General features: G+C 66.7%; 13 protein-coding genes. 6 read left to right on the top strand and 7 right to left on the bottom strand.

Annotation, left to right across the window (positions count from 1 at the left end; all coding sequences use genetic code 11):
- The first annotated feature begins 3 nt into the window (after positions 1 to 3).
- On the top strand, positions 4 to 996 hold the full coding sequence (locus tag AC56LR_RS01920; protein ID WP_497126797.1) for an HD domain-containing phosphohydrolase: 993 nt from the start codon (positions 4 to 6) through the stop codon (positions 994 to 996).
- Positions 997 to 1,163: 167 nt separating this feature from the next.
- Positions 1,164 to 1,697 (top strand): REP-associated tyrosine transposase, encoded by a 534-nt coding sequence (locus AC56LR_RS01925; protein WP_497126799.1) that lies wholly within the window; start codon positions 1,164 to 1,166, stop codon positions 1,695 to 1,697.
- Positions 1,698 to 1,750: 53 nt separating this feature from the next.
- Here the strand turns inward: AC56LR_RS01925 and AC56LR_RS01930 are convergent, their stop codons facing one another.
- The 5 genes from AC56LR_RS01930 to AC56LR_RS01950 all read right to left on the bottom strand — a co-directional run bounded on the left by AC56LR_RS01930 (position 1,751) and on the right by AC56LR_RS01950 (position 8,671).
- Entirely contained in the window at positions 1,751 to 2,920 is a 1,170-nt protein-coding gene (locus tag AC56LR_RS01930) for a glycosyltransferase family 4 protein (protein WP_497126801.1), read from the bottom strand.
- A gap of 9 nt (positions 2,921 to 2,929) precedes the next feature.
- Complete coding sequence (locus AC56LR_RS01935) at positions 2,930 to 4,030, bottom strand: glycosyltransferase family 4 protein (protein ID WP_497126803.1); 1,101 nt, start codon at positions 4,028 to 4,030, stop codon at positions 2,930 to 2,932.
- Positions 4,031 to 4,065: 35 nt separating this feature from the next.
- Positions 4,066 to 5,007, bottom strand: coding sequence for a GDP-mannose 4,6-dehydratase (locus tag AC56LR_RS01940; RefSeq protein ID WP_497126805.1), 942 nt, complete (start codon positions 5,005 to 5,007; stop codon positions 4,066 to 4,068).
- A 1-nt stretch (position 5,008) separates the two neighbouring features.
- Positions 5,009 to 6,052 carry a GDP-mannose 4,6-dehydratase gene (gmd, locus tag AC56LR_RS01945; RefSeq protein WP_497126807.1) on the bottom strand — a complete coding sequence of 348 codons (1,044 nt, stop codon included), beginning with the start codon at positions 6,050 to 6,052 and terminating at the stop codon, positions 5,009 to 5,011.
- Between the two features lie 306 nt (positions 6,053 to 6,358).
- Entirely contained in the window at positions 6,359 to 8,671 is a 2,313-nt protein-coding gene (locus AC56LR_RS01950) for an NADP-dependent malic enzyme (RefSeq protein WP_497126809.1), read from the bottom strand.
- Positions 8,672 to 8,893: 222 nt separating this feature from the next.
- Between AC56LR_RS01950 and thiL the strand changes: the two genes are divergently transcribed.
- A complete protein-coding gene (gene thiL / locus AC56LR_RS01955; RefSeq protein ID WP_497126811.1) occupies positions 8,894 to 9,856 on the top strand; it encodes a thiamine-phosphate kinase in 963 nt (320 codons plus the stop codon).
- 29 nt (positions 9,857 to 9,885) lie between these two features.
- Here thiL and AC56LR_RS01960 read toward each other — a convergent pair whose 3' ends face one another.
- On the bottom strand, positions 9,886 to 12,522 hold the full coding sequence (locus AC56LR_RS01960; protein WP_497126813.1) for an EAL domain-containing protein: 2,637 nt from the start codon (positions 12,520 to 12,522) through the stop codon (positions 9,886 to 9,888).
- Complete coding sequence (locus AC56LR_RS01965) at positions 12,519 to 14,549, bottom strand: sensor histidine kinase, YfiR-like protein-associated (protein WP_497126815.1); 2,031 nt, start codon at positions 14,547 to 14,549, stop codon at positions 12,519 to 12,521. The genes AC56LR_RS01960 and AC56LR_RS01965 overlap by 4 nt, the downstream gene beginning before the upstream one ends.
- Before the next feature lie 353 nt (positions 14,550 to 14,902).
- Here AC56LR_RS01965 and AC56LR_RS01970 point away from each other — a divergent pair, with 353 nt between their 5' ends.
- From AC56LR_RS01970 to AC56LR_RS01980, 3 genes are read left to right on the top strand one after another with little or no spacing between them, the layout of a single operon-like run.
- Positions 14,903 to 15,385 carry a CinA family protein gene (locus tag AC56LR_RS01970; RefSeq protein ID WP_497126817.1) on the top strand — a complete coding sequence of 161 codons (483 nt, stop codon included), beginning with the start codon at positions 14,903 to 14,905 and terminating at the stop codon, positions 15,383 to 15,385.
- Between the two features lie 11 nt (positions 15,386 to 15,396).
- Complete coding sequence (locus AC56LR_RS01975) at positions 15,397 to 16,293, top strand: metallophosphoesterase family protein (RefSeq protein WP_497126819.1); 897 nt, start codon at positions 15,397 to 15,399, stop codon at positions 16,291 to 16,293.
- A 33-nt stretch (positions 16,294 to 16,326) separates the two neighbouring features.
- Positions 16,327 to 19,125: a M16 family metallopeptidase gene (locus AC56LR_RS01980; protein ID WP_497126821.1), complete on the top strand. Its 2,799-nt coding sequence runs from the start codon at positions 16,327 to 16,329 to the stop codon at positions 19,123 to 19,125.
- Positions 19,126 to 19,223: the final 98 nt, after the last annotated feature.

Consider the following 19,223-nt stretch of genomic DNA (forward strand, 5'->3'; position numbering starts at 1 on the left):
CGCATGACCCAACCGAACAACCGGCCGCTGATCCTCACGGTCGATGACGAGGCCAGCAACCTGCAGTTGTTGCGCCAGATCCTGCAAGACCACTACCGCCTGCTGTTCGCCAAAGACGGCGCGCGCGCGCTCGAACTGGTGCGCCAGGAAAATCCCGACCTGATCCTGCTGGACGTGATGATGCCGGGGATGTCCGGCTACGAAGTCTGCGCCGCGCTCAAGGCTGATTCGGCGACGGCCTCGATCCCGGTGATCTTCGTGACCGCCCTGACCGACACCGCCGACGAGCTGGAAGGCTTCAATGCGGGCGCGGTGGACTACATCACCAAGCCGGTCAGCCCGCCGATCGTGCGCGCGCGGGTGCGCACCCACCTGTCGCTGGTGCGCATGGAAGAACTGCGCGCCACGCGCCTGGAGATCGTCCAGCGCCTCGGCCTCGCGGCCGAGTACAAGGACAACGAGACCGGCATGCACGTGATCCGCATGAGCCACTTCTCACGCATCATCGGCATCGCCGCCGGCATGTCCGAAGCACAAGCCGACGACCTGCTGCACGCCGCGCCGATGCACGACGTCGGCAAGATCGGCATCCCCGACCGCATCCTGCAAAAACCCGGGCCGCTCGACCCGGACGAGTGGAAGATCATGCAGAGCCACGTGACCATCGGCGCCGAGATCATCGGCGAGCACGATGGCGGCATGCTGGCCCTGGCCGGCCAGATCGCCCTGACCCACCACGAGAAATACGACGGCAGCGGCTACCCGCGCGGCCTGCGCGGCGACGAGATCCCGCTGGTCGGACGCATCGTGGCGATCGCCGACGTGTTCGATGCGCTCACCTCGAAGCGGCCGTACAAGAAGGCATGGACCGAAGAAGAAGCGCTGGTCTTCCTGCGCGAGCAGCGCGGCCGCCATTTCGATCCGGCGCTGGTCGACCTGTTCCTCGAACAGATGGATGCAGTGCGCACGGTGCAGCAGCGCTGGGCCGAAGCGTAGGGTTTGAACGGCGTGGCGGGAGTGCATCCGATAGTTGGACGCGCGGGCGGCAAAGCCGCCCACCCTACGAAGACGAATCCGTAGGGTGGGCGGGTCTCCCGCCCGCGCGTTCAACTTACGTTTGATTCGTCGCACATCCTGACTCTGGCGCCGGCCTACCATGCGCCATGCCTCACTACCGCCGCGCCCTGACCGGCACCTCCTTCTTCTTCACGGTCGTCACGCACCGCCGCCGCCCCATCTTGTGCGACGACGCGGTGCGCAACGCACTGCGTGACGCCATCACACAGGTTCGGCGCCGCCTTCCATTCAACACGAATGCCATGGTGCTGATGCCTGATCATTTGCACTGCATCTGGACGCTTCCCGACGGAGACGCAAACTTCTCATCCCGCTGGGCGCAGATCAAGCACCACGTCTCTTACGTGTGCAGCGACCTGTATCCCACGGCGCTGTCGAAGTCCCAGCAACGCCGGGGCTCAGGCGCTTTCTGGCAGCGCCGCTTCTGGGAACACCAGATTCGGAATGAACACGACATGGAGCGGCACGTGGATTACATCCATTTCAACCCGGTGAAGCATGGATTGGTCGATGCGGCCTCGGCATGGCCATATTCGACGTTCGGACGGTATGTGCGTGACGGGATGTACGCGGCGGATTGGGGCGGGAATCCGGCGTGTGAGGGGATGGAGTTCGAATAAGGTCGCGGCAGAGCATCGTCCGGTCGAACGCGCGGGCGGGGGACCCGCCCACCCTACGGGGTAGGTGGTAATCCAGCCAGCCCGACATTTCCTCCCGCACTGGCCGGCGCCTTGCGCGCCACCAGCTCCTGGTACAGGGCCGTGTAATTGGCCGCCATCTGCTCGGACGTGAACAGCTCGTGATAGCGGGCCTCGGCCTGCGCGCCCATGCGGCGCGTGAGCTCGGGGTTTTCCCACAGCGTATGCAGGGCGCCGCGCAGGGCCTGCGGGTCGGATGGGGGCACGGCCAGGCCGGTCTCGCCGCCGATGTTGATATAGGTGGTGCCGGTGCCGATCTCGCAGGAGATCATGGCCTTGCCGTACATCGCGCCCTCCAGCAGCGAGATGCCGAAGGCTTCCGAACGCAGGTGCGAAGGGAAAGCGAGCGCGTAGCACAGCGTGAGCAGCGCCGCCTTGTCGGCTTCGTCCAGCGCGCCGGTGAACACGACGTTGCTCAAGCCCAGGCGCGCGGCCTGTTCCTTCAGCGCCTGCTCTTCCGGGCCGGTGCCGACGATCACGATCGGGTAGTCGAGCCCCTTGGCTGCCTCGAGCAGGATATGCAGGCCCTTGTAGTAGCGCAGCACGCCCACGAACAGGAAGAACTTCGGCCCCACGCGCGCGCGCCAGTGCGCCAGGCGGCAGGGGTCGGCGCTTGGATAGGTGGTTTTATCGAGGCCGTAGGTGATCACGCGCGTCTTGTCGCGGTAGCGCGCCAGCACCGGCGACGAGGCCAGGTAGTTCGGCGAGGCCGCGACGATGCTGTCGACGCTGCGCAGGAAGCGGTGCTTGAGCGGCTGGTACAGGCGCAGCAGGTGCTTCTGGCGCACGATGTCGGAGTGGTAGCTGACCACCGTCGGCTTCTTCACGCGCGAGATGAAGTGCGCCATGTCCATGAAGGGCCAGGGGAAGTGGTAGTGCACGACATCGGCCTCATTGGCCATGCGCGCCAGCGCGCCCAGCGCCTGTACCGAGCAGGCATTCGAGGCGATCTCGAAATTGAGCGGCACGCGGTGCACGGTGTGGCCGTCGAACTGGATCGGCGCGAGGTCTTTCTGGCGCGAGAGCGACAGCACGGTATTGGTCACGCCCAGGCGCGTCGTGCCGACGCACAGCTGGCGGATCACCTGTTCGATGCCGCCCACCGAGTCCGGATAGTACGTCTTGTAGAAATGAAGGACACGCATGTTGGAAGCTTACTGCGAAAGAACGGTTCGGTACACCGCGGCGGTCTGCCGTGCGGTGGCGTGCCAGGTGAGTTGTTCGGCGCGCGCGCGCCCGGCCGCGATACAGCGCGCGCGCTCGGCGCCATCAAGGGCCAGGGTCTGCAGGGCGGCGGCCAGTTCGCCCACGTCGAGCGGATCGACCTCGAGCGCCGCGCCTTGCGTGACTTCCGGCAGCGAGCTGGCGTTCGAGGCCACCACCGGCACGCGCGAGGCGAAGGCTTCCACCACCGGGATGCCGAAGCCTTCGTACAGCGACGGGAAGGCGAATACGCCGGCGCCCAGGAACAGGTGGCGCAGCTCTGCCTGGTCGGTGAGCTTGTCGAGCCAGACGATGTTCTCGCCATCGGCGCGCGCCTGCTCGAGCCTGGACACCAGCTCTTCGCAGCGCCAGCCGCGCGCGCCCACCACCACCAGCGCGCGCTCCTCGCGCAGCGCTTTCGGCAGCATCAGCCAGGCGTCGAGCAGGCGGCCGACGTTCTTGCGCGGCTGCAGGGTGCCGACCGTGAGGAAGTAGCCGGGCATGAGCTTGTATTTGGCCAGGGTCGCGGCCACGTCGGCCTCGATCGGGGGCTCGAGCCATTCGTCGTCCACGCCGCAATACACCACCGAGACCCGGTTCGGGTTCACGCCGAAGCACTCCACCAGCTCGTCGATGGCGAAATGCGAAAGCGCGATCACGTGGTCGGCCTTGGCGGTGGCCTTGCGCTGCAGCCAGTTCTTGACGCTGCGCAGGCGCGGGTTGCACCACTCCGGATACTTGATCGGCAGCGCGTCGTGCAGGGTCGCCACCACCGGGCAGTCCATGCGCACGATGCGGTAGTCGGTGACGTGGAACAGGTCGGCCGGCATGTGCACGCGATGGGCGCTCGGGGTCGCCAGGTCGATCAGCGAAGCGGCTTCGAAGGATTGCGGCAGCGGCCGGCCAATGCTGATGCCGTCACTGCCGCCGCGCAGGCGCGGCCAGGAATAGGGCAGCACCGTGCAGCCGGTACGTGGGAGGTGGCGCATCAGGGCGTGGGTGTACACGCCGATGCCGTCGAGGCGGCCGCCGGTCAGGCCCGGTTCGATCATGGTCGTCCCGAGTCCGACGGTGAGACCGCCGCCACTCACGCCAGGTACATCCAGCGCAGCGTCTCGGACAGCGGCGTCGGTTCGAGCTGGCCGATGACGGCGGTCAGCTTGCTGTTGCTGCCGGCCAGCGTGAGCACGTCGTTGGCGCGGACAAAGGCCGGGTTGACGTGCACCTCGATGTGGTAGCCGGCGATTTCGCTCATCATGTCGATCAGGTTGGCCAGCGAGTGCGAAGACCCGGAGCAGACGTTGAAGGCTTCGCCGCTCGGCGCCACGGCCAGCAGGCGGCGGTAGGCGCGCGAGACCATGCGCACATCGGAGAAGTCGCGCGCGATCGCCAGGTTGCCCAGCTCGATGCGGCGTTCTTCGCGGCGGAAGTGCGAGACGATCTTGGGGAGCAGGAAGTTCTCCGCCTGGCCGACGCCTGTGTAGTTGAATGGCCGCGCGATGGTGATCGGCAGCTTGTCCATCCACAGCCGCGCCATGTATTCCATGGCCAGCTTGCTGACGGCGTAGTCGTTGGCCGGCGCCGGCGCCACGTTCTCGTCGATGAGGGGGACGTCGGCGTTGCCGTAGATATTCGCCGACGAAGCCAGCAGCACGCTGGTCGGGCGGTGCTGGCCAGCAGCCAGCGCCTCGAGCAGGTTGCGCGTGCCGACCACGTTGACGCGGTAGATCAGTTCGGAGTTGGTATGCGCCACGAAGGCGATGCCGGCCAGGTGGGCGACGACATCGGGCTGGACTTCGTCGACCATGCGGGCGACGGCTTCGCGGTCGCACAGGTCGAGCGCAAATATGTCCGGGCCGAGTTCTTCGCCCGGCATGACGGTGCCGTAGACACGGTAGCCGGCGGCGGTAAGCTCCTGCGCCAGGTAATGGCCGGTGAAGCCGCGCAGGCCCGTAATGAGCGCGCGGCGCCCCTCGCCTTCCCGTCCGCCGATGAATGCCGGGATGTCACCCGTGGCCACGCGCTCCATATCAGAACGAGAAGCCGATTTCGTTGCGGCGCAGGTCGGCGTCGACCATCATCTGGCACAACTCTTCGAGCGTGGTCTTCGGCTCCCAGCCGAGCACCTTTTTCGCCTTGGCCGGGTCGCCGATGAGCAGCTCGACTTCGGCCGGGCGGTAGAACTTGGGCGAGACGCGCACCAGCGTCTTCCCGGTACGGGCGCAGTGGCCGGTTTCGTCTTCGCCGGCGCCGGTGAATTCCAGGTCGATGTTGGCGCCCTTGAAGGCCATGGTGACGAAGTCGCGCACGGTCTCGGTACGGTTGGTGGCCAGCACGAAGGTATCCGGCTGGTCGGCCTGCAGGATGCGCCACATGCCTTCGACGTATTCCTTGGCATAGCCCCAGTCGCGCTTGGCGTCGAGGTTGCCCAGCTCGAGCACGTCGAGCTTGTTCAGGACGATCTTGGCGACCGAATCGGTGATCTTGCGGGTGACGAACTCGCGGCCGCGCAGCGGCGACTCGTGGTTGAACAGGATGCCCGAGGAACCGAAGATGTCGTAGGACTCGCGGTAGTTGATGGTCATCCAGTGCGCGTACAGCTTGGCCACGCCATACGGGCTGCGCGGATAGAACGGGGTGTCTTCGATTTGCGGGACGGCCTGCACCTTGCCGAACATTTCGGAGGTGGACGCCTGGTAGAAGCGGATCTTCGGGTTGACGATGCGGATGGCTTCCAGCAGGTTGACCGCGCCGATGCCGGTGATCGAGGCGGTGGCCACCGGCTGCTCGAAGGACACGCCGACAAAACTCTGCGCCGCGAGGTTGTAGACTTCGTGTGGCTGCGCCTTGTCGACCAGGCGGATGCTCGAGGACAGGTCGGTCAGGTCGTATTCGACCAGGGACAAATTCGGGTGCTTCTCGATACCAAGTTCTTCGATACGCCAGAAGTTCACGGAGCTGGAGCGGCGATAGGTGCCGGTCACGTGGTAACCTTTTTCCAGGAGGATCTGCGCCAGGTAGGCGCCATCCTGGCCGGTGATGCCAGTGATCAGGGCTCTTTTTGTTGTTTGCATGTTCTTGGATTCTAGAAGATGGTCTCGCAGGCCGCCAGACAAATGACGAGCCGGGATTGTAACAGAGAGGGGAAACTCACACCCTTGCACGTTAGAAAGTCGTGCAAGAAAAGCAACGGATATTCAGCCATTATGCCTTGAAACGGCTGGGGTACGTCGCCCGCTTACGGTTTGTTACCGTTGTATTTGTGCGAAGACAAATGGTGAAGTTTTCCGACATTCCCGTCTGGCGCAGCCCAAAATCGGCCGCGCGCGGACGTGGCACCGGGACCACGCCCGGTGCCGCCCCAAGGTGACGATTGCTGCTTAACGCTGCGACACCGCGTCGACCACGCACAGCGCGGTCATGTTGACGATGCGGCGCACCGTCGCCGACGGGGTCAGGATGTGCACCGGACGCGCGCAGCCCAGCAGCACCGGGCCGACGGCGATGCCGTTGCCGGCCGCCGTCTTGAGCAGGTTGTAGGAGATGTTGGCGGCGTCGATATTCGGCATCACCAGCATGTTGGCGTCGCCCTTGAGCGTCGACTGCGGCATGATCTTGGCGCGCATCTTCGAATCGAGCGCGGCATCGCCGTGCATCTCGCCGTCGATCTCCAGGCCGGGAGCCCTTTGCTGCACCAGCGCCAGCGCGGCGCGCATCTTCACGGCCGACTCGCCGTTCGAGGTGCCGAAGTTGGAGTGCGACAGCAGCGCCACGCGCGGCGTGATGCCGAAGCGCTCGAGCTCCTCGGCCGCCATGATCGTCATCTCGGCGATTTCCTCGGCGTTCGGGTTCTCGTTGACGTGGGTGTCGAGGATCGCCAGCTGGCGCTCCGGCGTGATGACGATGTTCATCGCCGCGTACACGTTGGTGCCTGCCCGCTTGCCCAGCACCTTGTCGATGAATTCCAGGTGGGTCCAGGTGGTGCCGTAGGTGCCGCAGATCATGCCGTCGGCGTCGCCCTTGTGGATCATCATCGCGCCGATCAGGGTATGGCGGCGGCGCATGGCCAGCTTGGCCATGTCCGCGGTCACGCCCTTGCGCATTACCATCTGGTGGTAGGTCTGCCAGTAGTCGCGGTAACGCTCGTCGAAGTCCGGGTTGATGACGTCGAAGTGCTCGCCAAGCTTCAGGCGCAGGCCGAATTTCTCGATGCGCTGTTCCAGGACCGCCGGGCGGCCCACCAGGATCGGGCGCGCCAGCCTCTCGTCCACCACCACCTGCACCGCGCGCAGCACGCGCTCGTCCTCGCCCTCGGCGTAGACGATGCGCTTGATCTCGGCCTGGGCCGCCTTGGCCACCGAGAACAGCGGCTTCATGAAGGTGCCGCTGCGGTAGACGAACTGCTGCAGGGTCTCGGCGTAGGCATCCATGTCGGCGATCGGGCGCGTGGCCACGCCGCCTTCCTGCGCGGCCCTGGCCACCGCCGGGGCGATATGGGTCAGCAGGCGCGGATCGAAGGGCATCGGGATCAGGTATTCCGGGCCGAAGGACAGGTTGGTGATGCCGTAGGCCGAAGCCACGATGTCCGACTGCTCGGCGTGGGCCAGGTCGGCGATCGCATGCACCACCGCGATTTCCATTTCGCGCGTAATGGTCGTGGCGCCGCAATCGAGGGCGCCGCGGAACATGTACGGGAAGCAGAGCACGTTGTTGACCTGGTTCGGATAGTCCGAACGGCCGGTGGCGATGATCGCGTCGCTGCGCACGGCTTTCACGTCTTCCGGCAGGATTTCCGGATTCGGGTTGGCCAGCGCCAGGATCAGCGGGTTCGGCGCCATCGCGGCGACCATGTCCTGCTTCAGGACGCCGCCGGCCGACAGGCCGAGGAAGATGTCGGCGCCGGGAATGACTTCGCTAAGGGAACGGTGTGGCGTATCTTGCGCGAAGCGTTCCTTGTCCGGGTCCATCAGCTCTGCGCGGCCCTTGTAGACCACGCCGGCCAGGTCGGTGACGAAAATGTTCTCGATCGGGAAGCCGAGGTCGACGATCAGGTCGAGGCAGGCCAGCGCCGCCGCGCCGGCGCCGGAGACCACCAGCTTGCAGTTTTTCAGGTCCTTGTTCACGACCTTCAGGCCGTTCAGGATGGCCGCGCCGACGATGATCGCGGTGCCGTGCTGGTCATCGTGGAAGACCGGGATCTTCATGCGCTCGCGCAGCTGGCGCTCGATGTAGAAGCACTCGGGCGCCTTGATGTCTTCGAGGTTGATGCCGCCGAAAGTCGGTTCGAGCGAGGCGATGATGTCGACCAGCTTGTCCGGGTCGTTCTCGTTGATCTCGATGTCGAAGACGTCGATGCCCGCGAATTTCTTGAACAGCACGCCCTTGCCTTCCATGACCGGCTTGGAGGCCAGCGGGCCGATATTGCCCAGGCCAAGGACGGCGGTGCCGTTGGTGATCACGGCGACCAGGTTGCCGCGCGCGGTGTACTTGAACGAATTGGCCGGGTCCTTGACGATTTCTTCGCACGGCGCGGCCACGCCCGGCGAATAGGCCAGCGCGAGATCGCGCTGGTTCAGCAGGCCCTTGGTCGGGGTGACGCTGATCTTGCCGGGGCGGGGAATCTGGTGATACTCGAGCGCTGCAGCACGCAGTTGTTGACGCAATTCTTCTTTTTTGTCCGATGACGAATCCATGCTGGGCAGCCTTCCTGATACTAGAGGGGAACCTCCAATTTTATCAGACGGGCACTTATCAAAGGCTACGTATTTTCAACAGGGGACCCACCGATTTAGAAGCTGAGCAAATATATCGAGCCGATTTAGTTGCCGAACTAATAGTGCGATCACCATAGCGCCGCCATCCATGTCGATATTGTTATCGCAGTACCAAGCCGGCGCGGGCAGTACAATCCGTCCATGCTTTCCGAATTCGACCTCATCAGGCAGTTTTTCAAACGCGAGCGACCCGGCCGCGCCATTCTGGGCATCGGCGACGACTGCGCCCTGCTCACGCCCACCCCGGGACGCCAGCTGGCCATTTCATCCGACATGCTGGTCGAGGACCGGCATTTCTTCGCCGGCGCCGATCCCTTCATGCTCGGGCATAAAAGCCTGGCCGTGAACCTGTCGGACCTGGCGGCGATGGGCGCACGCCCCGTCGCCTTCACGCTGGCCTTGGCGCTGCCGGCCGCAGATCCCGTCTGGCTGGAAGGCTTCTCGCGCGGACTGTTCGAACTGGCCGATGCGCATGGCTGCGAACTGGTGGGGGGCGACACCACCAAGGGGCCGCTGAACATCTGCATCACCGTGTTCGGCGAGATCACGCCGGGCCACGCGCTGCGGCGCGATGCGGCGCGGGTGGGCGACGATATCTGGATTTCCGGGACGCTGGGCGATGCACGCCTGGCCTTGGGCGTGGCGTGGAAGGAAGTGACGCTGGGCGCGGAAGATCACACGCAGGCGGCGCAGCGCATGCACATGCCGACGCCGCGGGTGGCGCTCGGGCTGGCGCTGGCTGCACAGCCAATCGCGCATGCCGCGCTCGACATCTCGGATGGGCTGGTGGGGGACCTGGGGCATATCCTCGCGGCTTCGCGGGTGGGTGCGACGCTGGACGTCGATGCGCTGCCGGCAGGCCCCGTGCTGGCGCGGCAGGCGTCGGGCCTGCGGCGGCGGTTCACGCTGGCGGGCGGGGATGATTACGAGTTGTGCTTTACGGCCCCCGTCAGCAATCGCGAGGCGGTGCTGGAGGCGGGGCGTGCGAGTGGGACGGCGGTGACGCGCGTTGGGCGGATCGAGGCGCAGGCCGGGTTGAAGCTCGTCGATGCGGATGGTGCGCCGCTTGATCTCAAGCTGAGCGGGTGGGATCACTTCGGTTGAGCGCGTGGGCAAGAAACTTGCCCACGCAGTCAGGCGGCATTCGAATCCTCCTCCCGCGGCTCCTTCCGATCATCATACGGCCCATACGTCAGCCAGTAATGCCGGAACGCCAGCCGGATATTTTCCCTCAGCTGCAGGTCATGCCAGGGCTTGGTATAGAACCGGTAGATCGCCCCGCGGTTGATCGAATCGAGCACCGTTTCCACGCCCGTGTAGCCCGACAGGATGATGCGGATCGTCTCTGGATACATCTCCTTGACCTTGCTGAGGAATTCGGTGCCGCTCATGACCGGCATGCGCTGGTCGCACAGGATCACCTGCACGCGGTACAGCGCCAGCAGGTCGAAGCCCTCGGCCGGTGACGATGCCGTCAGCACGCGGTAGTTGTCGCGCCTGAACAGGCGGTGCAGGGAGGTGAGCACGTTGACGTCGTCGTCGACGATCAGCAGGGTCTGCACCTTGTCGTCGTGCGAAGGCGGGGTGTCGGGCTGGGCGCGGTTGCCCTGCACCAGGCGCGCCGCGTCCGCCGCCGGCAGTGCGCGCGAAAAATGGAAGCCCTGGATCTCGTCGCAGCGGTTGCGCCGCAAATACGCCATCTGGGCCCGCGTTTCCACGCCTTCGGCGATCACCTGCATGTGCAGGCTGTGCGCCATGCTGATGATGGCCAGCGCGATGGCCGCGTCGTCCGGATTGGTCACGATGTCGCGCACGAACGCGATGTCGATCTTGAGCTTGTCGATCGGGAAGCGCTTGAGGTAGGCCAGGCTCGAGTACCCGGTGCCGAAGTCGTCGATCGCGATGCGGATGCCCAGCTCGCGCAGGCGCCCCAGCACCTCGATGGTGTGCTCGGCATTGGACATCAGCGCGCTCTCGGTCAGCTCCAGTTCCAGCAAGGCCGGCTCCACCCCATGCCGTTCGAGCGCGGCGCGGATCACGCCCTCCAGGTCGCCCTCGACGAACTGGCGGCTCGACACGTTCACCGCCACGCGCACGTCGCGCACGCCTTCCTTGTTCCAGGCGGCGATCTGGCGGCAGGCCTCGTCGACGATCCAGTCGCCGACCCGCACCACCAGCCCGGTCTCTTCCATGATCGGCACGAATTCGGCCGGATAGACCAGCCCGAAGTCCGGCCGGTTCCAGCGCAGCAGCGCTTCCATGCCCGAGACGCGCCCGGTGTTGAGCTCGAGCTTGGGCTGGTAGTACAGCACGAACTGCTTATCCTCGAGCGCGCCGCGCAGGGCCAGCTCCAGGTCCAGGCGCGCCAGCACCTGCACGTTCATGCCGGCGGTGAAGAAGCGGTAGCCGTCGCGCCCCGCTTCCTTGGCGCGCACCATGGCGGCATCGGCGTATTTCACCAGGGTGCCCGGATCGAGCGCGTCTTCCGGATACATGGCGATGCCGATGCTGGCCGTGAGGGCCGCCTGCTGGCCGTGCAGGTCGAAGGGCGCGCGCAGCGCGTCGCGCACTTCGTTGGCCATGTTGACGGCTTCCTGCTGGTCGCGCGTCATGGTCAGGAACAGCGCGAACTCGTCGCCGCCCAGGCGGCCCACCGATTCGCGCAGGCGCACCACGCGGACCAGGCGGTTGCTGAACTGGCCCAGCAGCTCGTCGCCGAGCTCGGTGCCGAGCGAATCGTTGATGATCTTGAAGCGGTCGAGCGTGATGCACAGCACCGCCACGCGCCAGTTCTTGTCGCGCGCCAGTTCGATCGCATCGTTCAGGTTCTCGAAGAACAGCGTACGGTTCGGCAGCCCGGTGAGCGCGTCGTAATGCTTCAGGTGGAGCATGCGCTGCTGGGCATGCAGGCGTTCGCTGATGTCGCGCGCCACCGCGATCAGCATGCGGTTCTTTCCCAGATCCTGCAGCTTCCAGCTGATCTCCACCGGCACCGCGCCCTGCCCGCCGGCGCGCAGCAATTCGGTTTCGACGATATCGCCCGGCATGGCGTCGAAGCGCGGCGCCGGCTCGGCTTTGTCGCCTTCGCCGCCGGCAAATGCCCTGGCGGCAGGCGCGTCGGCCGCCAGGTGGCGCTCGAGCAGCTCGCGCGTGCCCAGGCCCAGCGCCACCGGGTCGATCCGCAGCAGCGCCTCGCGCGAGAAACCCAGCATGCGGCAGGCGCCGTCGGACACGTCCACCATCGCCATGCTGGCGGTGTCGATCAGGAAGATCGCATCGGGCGTGGCGTCCATCGCGCCGCGAAAGCGCGCCAGTTCAGCGGTGCGTTCGCGCACCTCGCGTTCCAGCCCCACGCCGTAATCCTGCGATTCGCGGTGCAGCAGCCGCACTTCCAGCAGGTTGCGGATGCGCGTCATGACCTCGACCGTGTCGAAAGGCTTGCCGATGAAGTCGCGCGCGCCGGCTTCCAGCGCGGCCAGCTTCTTGTCCGGCTCGGCCGTCACCGCCAGCACCGGCAGCCAGGAATCGCTCTCGAGCGGCTTGAGCGCTTCCATCACGTCGAAGCCGTCCATGCCGGGCATGTGCAGGTCGAGGATGATCAGGTCGAAGCGGTGCTTCAGGTGCAGGGACACCACCTGGCGCGGGTCGTTCGTGCTCAGGACGTTTTCGTAGCCGGTGGTCTTGAGGAGGTATTCCAGCAGCTGGACGTTGACGGGTTCGTCGTCCACCACGAGGATGCGCGCGTGGCGGATGTCGGACAATGAAATCATTCGGCCTTCCTTTCGGCCGGCAGCGCTCCCACGGGATGGAGTACCGCCAGCGTACTGTTGATCGCTTCGGTGAACTTGTCGATGTCGATCGGTTTGGTCAGGTAACGGTTGAAGCCCGCCGCCTGGCCGCGTTCAATATCGCGCGGCATGGCGTTGGCGGTGAGGGCGATCACGGGAATGGCGGCCGTCAGCGGATCGGAACGCAGCTGCCTGAGCACGTCGATGCCGCTCATGCCGGGCAGGTTCAGGTCCATCAGGATGATCTCGGGATGGTAGCAGCGCGCCAGCGACAGGCCGACATGCCCGTCGGGCGCCGACAGCAGGCGCAGGTCGTCGCGGAAGCGCACGATTTCTTCCACCAGGCGCAGGTTGGCCGGGTTGTCCTCGACGTACAAAATCACATGCGGCTCGCCGTCGCGCGGCAGGGTCGGCAGCGCCGGCAGCGCCTGCGCGCCCTCGTGCACCGGGACGACCAGGGGGGCCGTAGTGGCCAGCTCGATCCAGAACACGCTGCCCACGCCGGGGCTGCTGGTCACGCCGATGTCCCCGCCCATCAGTTCGACCAGGCGCTTGGTGACCACCAGGCCGATGCCGGTGCCCTCCTGGTTGCCGCCTTCCTGGCCGAGCCGGTTAAAGGGCTGGAACAGGCTCGCCACCTGTTCGGCATCCAGGCCGACGCCGGTGTCCTGCACCGCCATGCGCAGCCGGTTCGGGGCCACCTGCTCGCAGGTGAGGACCACGGCGCCGTCCTCGCGGTTGTATTTCACCGCATTCGACAGCAAATTGAGCAGCACCTGCTTCAGGCGGGTGCGGTCGGCCAGCACCACCGCGCCGGGCGCTTCCGGGAACAGCACGCGCACGCCGCGCGCGGCAGCTATCGGCGCCACCATGGCGCGGCATTCGAGCAGCGTGTCGGCGAGGGCCACCGGCTCCATCGACAGCGTCACCGTGCCCGATTCCACCTTGGCCAGGTCGAGGATTTCGTTGATGAGCGTGAGCAGGTGGCGGCCGGATTTCAGGATGTGGTTGGCGAATTCCTTTTTCTGTTCGAGCGTCGAGGGCAAGCTGTCGGACGTGAGGATCTGGGCAAAGCCCAGGATCGCATTGAGCGGCGTGCGCAGCTCGTGGCTCATCGACGACAGGAAGGCCGACTTGGCCTGGTTGGCGCGCCTCGCTTCCTCGATGGCATTGGCCAGTTCGGCATTGGCCAGCGCCAGCTGCAGGGTGCGCTCGTCCACGCGGTGCTCGAGCTGCTCGTTCAGGCGCATCACTTCCTGCTGGGCGCGCGAGCGCTCCTGCACCTCGTGCGCGATCTCGGCGCTGGAGGTTTCCAGCTCGCGCGTGCGGCCCTCGATCTCGGTCAGCATCGCATTGAAGGAATCGACCAGCTCGCCGGCTTCGTCGTCGCTGATGCGCGGCGCCCGGCGCGAATAGTCGCGGGTGGCGACGACGTCGCGCGCGATCTCGGTAATGGCCACGATCGGCGCCGTCACCACATGCCCCATGCGGCGCACCAGCAGGTAGGCTATGCCCATTGCCAGCATGGTCACGCCGGCGGCGATGCTCAGGTAGCTCAGGGTGCGTTCCATCAGCTGGTTCTCGGCGCGCAGGTAGACCGTGCCGAGGGTGTCGCCGTTCTCGGCGATGCGGTGGTGGATCACGAGATCGTTGCCCTCGGTGCCGGGTGCGCCCGCCAGCCGGCGCGGCAAGGCGCGCCCTTCGCCGGCGGCCTGGTAGGACGCGAACAATTCGCCGCCGGCGTCGTAGATCGCGGCGGCGCGCACCTGCGGGCGGGTGCGCAGCAGCGCCAGGTTCTCGTTGGCCAGGCGCGGGTCGTCGAAGGTCAGCGCGGCCGAGGTCATGTGCCCGACCAGCTCGGCCTGGGTCGCCATGTCGTTGGTGAGGGTGCGGTGATAGCTGCGCAGGTCGTAGCCGATGATGATCGCGACCGACACCAGCAGCGCCGCCAGGGTCGTGGCCATCACCGCCGCCACCAGCTTGGTGCGGATCGAGTGCAGCGGGGTCATGCGGCCTCCGGCGCGGGCCAGGCATGGGGGACCGTGCCGCAAGTATGCGCCGGCCCCATCCGGTCATGCGCAATTCGTTCGAGCGGCATCGAGGGTCCTACGAAAACAGGAAAAGTGGCCCGGCCAGGTCGAACGGCGGGGCGTGACCAGCATAGCCTACCGCTGTGTGACATGTCGCACGGAACCTTTCACGTTTCACATTGTCGCGGTTGCTCCGTGGGTCTATGCGAGCAGGGTAGGTTTTTGTCGATCCAACCCGTGCCAGGACGGGGCGGAGCGCGCTAGAATGAGCTTGCGCGCACTCGGGTGCGCCAGACTGCAGCGACCACGACCAGCACTCAAAGGAGCCTCACGTGACGAACGATATTCTCGATCTAGCTAGCAAAGTTGGCCGCGCACTCGAGGCCAAGCGCCTGGTCCTGGCCACCGCCGAGTCTTGCACCGGCGGCGGCGTCTCCCATGCCATCACCGAAATCGCAGGTTCCACCGGCTGGTTCGACTGCGGCTTCGTTACCTATTCCAATGCCTCCAAGAGCGAGCTGCTCGACGTCCCGGCCGCACTCATCGCGCAGTTCGGCTCGGTCAGCGAAGAAGTCGCGGGCAAGATGGCCGAAGGCGCGCTGGCCAGCAGCACGGCCGACGTCGCGCTGTCCACCACCGGCATCGCCGGCCCGACCGGCGCGGTGCCGGGCAAACCGGTGGGCACGGTGTGCTTCGGCTGGTCGCGCGGCGACACCACCTTTACCGAACGCCTGGTGTTCCAGGGCGACCGCCAGTCCGTGCGCGAGCAGACCGTGGCGCATGCGCTGCGCGGCCTGCTGCGCTTCATCGAATAAAGCCGGGGCCGATGTCCCGGCTGGCCTGCCGCGTGCTGGGGGCCCTGGCGCTGCTCGCCGGCGCCGCGCTGGCTGCCGCCTATACGAGCGCATACACCGTCTTTGCTGCCGGAGACATCGCGCGCTGCAAGCACCCCGACCCGCGCTGGTCGGGCGCGGCCGCCACCGCCACCCTGGTCGAAGGCTTGCTGCGCGCCGATCCGCAGTCGGCGGTGCTGAGCCTGGGCGACCATACCTATCCGCGCGGTACCAAAGCCGAATTCAGGGACTGCTATGCCCCGACCTGGGGGCGCTTTCGCGAGCGCACCTGGCCCACGCCCGGCAACCACGAATACGCGACGCTGGGGGCCAAACCCTATTTCGATTATTTCGGCGCGCGAGCAGGCCGCGGTTACTACAGCCTGCGGCTCGGCAGCTGGCTGGTGATTTCGCTCGACAGCAACCTGAAGGGCACGGCGCACGCGGCCCAGATCGACTGGCTGCGCGCCGAACTGAAACAACAGCCGGCCGCCTGCACCCTCGCCTTCTGGCACCATCCCCTGTACAGTTCGGGCGGGCATCCGCCGCCGGGCCGGATGCGCGACGCCTTCGCCCTGCTGCACGCGGCCGGCGCCGAGCTGGTGCTGTCGGGCCACGACCACGACTACGAGCGCTTCGCGCCGCAGGATGCCGACGGCCGGCTGGCGCCCGCGCGCGGCCTGCGCCAGTTCGTGGTCGGCACCGGCGGGGCCTACGCCACGCCCTTCGTGTTCTTCGCCCCGAACAGCGAAGTGCGCGAAGCCAGTTATGATGGCGTGCTCGCGCTGCGCCTGCTGGACGGCGCCTACGAGTGGCGCTTCCTGCCCGCCGACCCGGGCAAGGTGCCGGCCGGCGCGCGGCTCGACCACGGGCGCAGTGCCTGCCACTAAGACCCCTTGAGCTGCCACCGACCGGAGTCCGGCATGCCTACCCTATTATTTTTTGCTCGTTTCATCCTGACCATCACCCTCATGACCGCAATTCCCCAGGCCAAGCCTGCCGCCACGCCGCTCCCGACCATCGCTTTCGAAAAAACCGTCCTGCCCAACGGGCTGCAGCTGATCCTGGTCGAAGACAAGCGCCTGCCGATCGTGGCCGTCAACCTCTGGTACCACGTCGGCCCGGCCAACGAGACCCCGGGACTGGCGGGCTTCGCCCACCTGTTCGAACACATGATGTTCAACGCCACCCGCCACGTCCCGCGCGGCATAGCCGACCGCCTGCTCGAAGGGGCCGGCGCCACCGACAGCAATGGCGGCACCGGCTACGACAGCACCAGCTATTACGACACCGTGCCGTCGAACCAGCTCGAGCTGGCGCTGTGGGTGCACGCCGACCGCATGGGCTATCTGCTCGACGTGCTGGACCAGAAGGCCCTCACCAACCAGCAGGACGTGGTGCGCAACGAACGCCGCCAGACGGTCGAGGACGAGCCCTATGGCGTGGTCGAGGAAGCGCTGGCGCATGCCCTGTTCCCGAAGAACCATCCCTACCACGCCTCGATCATCGGTTCGCACGCCGACATCCAGAATGCGCGCCTGGCCGACGTGCGCCAGTTCTTCGAGCGCTACTACGGCCCGAACAACGCCAGCCTGGTGATCGCCGGCGACATCGACAAGGCGAAAACGCGCGCGCTGGTCGAGAAGTATTTCGGCAGCCTGCGCCGCAGCGCGCCGGTGGCGCGCCCGTCAATCGCCACGCCGCCGATCACCAGCGAACGGCGCGTGGTGGTGCGCGACCGGGTCGAGCTGCCGCGCGTGTTCATGGGCTGGCTCACGCCGCCCGCCTACCATGCCGGCGACGCCGAGCTGGCGCTGGCGGCCGAGATCCTCGGCGGCGGCAAGGCCAGCCGCCTGTACAAGAAGCTGGTGTACGAACGCCAGATCGCCCAGGAAGTCGGCGCCTCGCAAAATTCATATGGCTTGACCTCGACCTTCGTCATCGACGTCACCGCCCGCAGCGGGGTGGAGGCGCGCGAGCTCGAGGCGGCGGTCGATGCCGAACTGGCGCTGCTGCGCGAGCAAGGGCCGAGCGCGCGCGAAGTGGAACGCGCCCGCAACAGCCTCGAGACCGCCCTGCTGAGCTCCATCGAAAAGCTGGGCGGCGACGGCCTGGCCGACCAGCTCAACCACTACAACCAGTACACGGGCGATCCGGGCTACCTGGCGAAAGACCTGGAGCGCCTGCGCCGCGTGACCCCGGCCGACGTGCAGCGCGCCGTGCGCAGTTTCCTGGGCCGGCAGGCGCGCGCCGTCGTCACCGGCCTGCCCGGCAAGCAGGTAGTGAACGATCCGCGCGCGCCCAAGCCGCCCAAGGCGGGCAGCGGCGACAGCGCAGGCATCAATGCGCCCGAGCCTTGGCGCGCACAAGCACCCAAGCCCGGCCCGGCGCCGCAGTTCACGCTGCCCCAGGGCGAGTCTTTCAAGCTGGCCAATGGCCTGACCGTGATCCACCACCACAACCCGGCGCTGCCGCTGGTCTCGACCCAGCTGGTGGTACGCAGCGGCAGCGCCGCCGCCCCAAGCGCGCTGCCTGGCCTGGCCGGTTTCACCGCCCAGATGCTGGAAGAAGGCACGGCCACCCGCAGCGCGCCGCAGATCGCCGACGAGATCGCGCAGCTCGGCGCTTTCCTTGGCACCGGCACGGGCGCGGACGCCTCCATCGTCTCGCTGCTGTCGCTACGCTCGACCTTCGCCCCGGCGCTGGACGTGCTGGCCGATATCGTGCAGCGCCCGGCCTTCCCCACCGCCGAAGTCGAGCGCCAGCGCGCCGACCGCATCGGTGAACTGATCCAGCAGCGCGACGACCCCGAAAGCGTGGCCTCGGTGGCCGCCGCCGGCGCCCTGTACGGCAGCAAGCACGCCAAGGGCTACGGCCAGCTCGGCACCGAGCCGGCCATCCGCAGCGCCACCCGCGACGACCTGGCCGGCTTCTGGCGACGTCACTACGTGCCGGAAAACGCGGCGCTGGTGGTGACGGGCGATGTCACCCGCGCGGAACTGAAAGCCCTGGCGGAAGCGCGCTTCGGCGCCTGGGCCGGCGCGGATGCGCCCGGCGGCAACGCGGGCGCTCCCGCGACTACCGCCGCGCGCCTGGTCGTGGTGGACCACCCGGACGCCGGCCAGACCGCTTTGCGCGTGACCAGCATCGGCGTCGCCCGCGACACCCCGGACTACCCGGCGCTGCAGGTCATGAACGGCGCGCTGGGCGGCATGTTCTCCAGCCGCCTGAACAACAACCTGCGCGAGACCAAAGGCTACAGCTATGGCGTATTCTCGGAGTTCCGCTACGACCGCACGCCGGGGCCGTTCGTGATCGCCGGCAGCGTCAAGCAAAGCGCCACCGGCGCCTCGGTGCGCGAGATCTTCCGCGAAGTCGCCGCCATGCGCGAAGCCGCGCTGCCTCCGGCGGAACTCGCCGCCGCACGCGACGCGCAACTGCTGTCGCTGCCGGGCCAGTTCGAAACCAATGCCGACATCGGCGCCAGCCTGGCCGAGAGTTTCCTGTACGGGCTGCCGCTCGACTACTACAGCCGCCTGCCCGCCCAGCTGGCTGCGGTGACGGCCGCGCAGGTGCAGGAAGCCGCGCGCAAGCACCTGGATCCGGCGCGGATGATCGTGGTGGCCGTGGGCGACCGCAAGCGCATCCTGCCGCAGCTGCAGCCCCTTGGCCTGGGCGCGGCCGAGCTGCGCGACAGCGACGGGCAAATGATTCGCCCCTGAGTTAGTTGCGACTGTTAAGTCAGACAAGAGTCCTCATCGTCATGCTAACAAAACTCAAGACTGATGTTCCCTCATCAGGGCAGACACTCTTGATAGGT

The organism is Telluria sp. ZT3P39 (assembly GCF_059685935.1).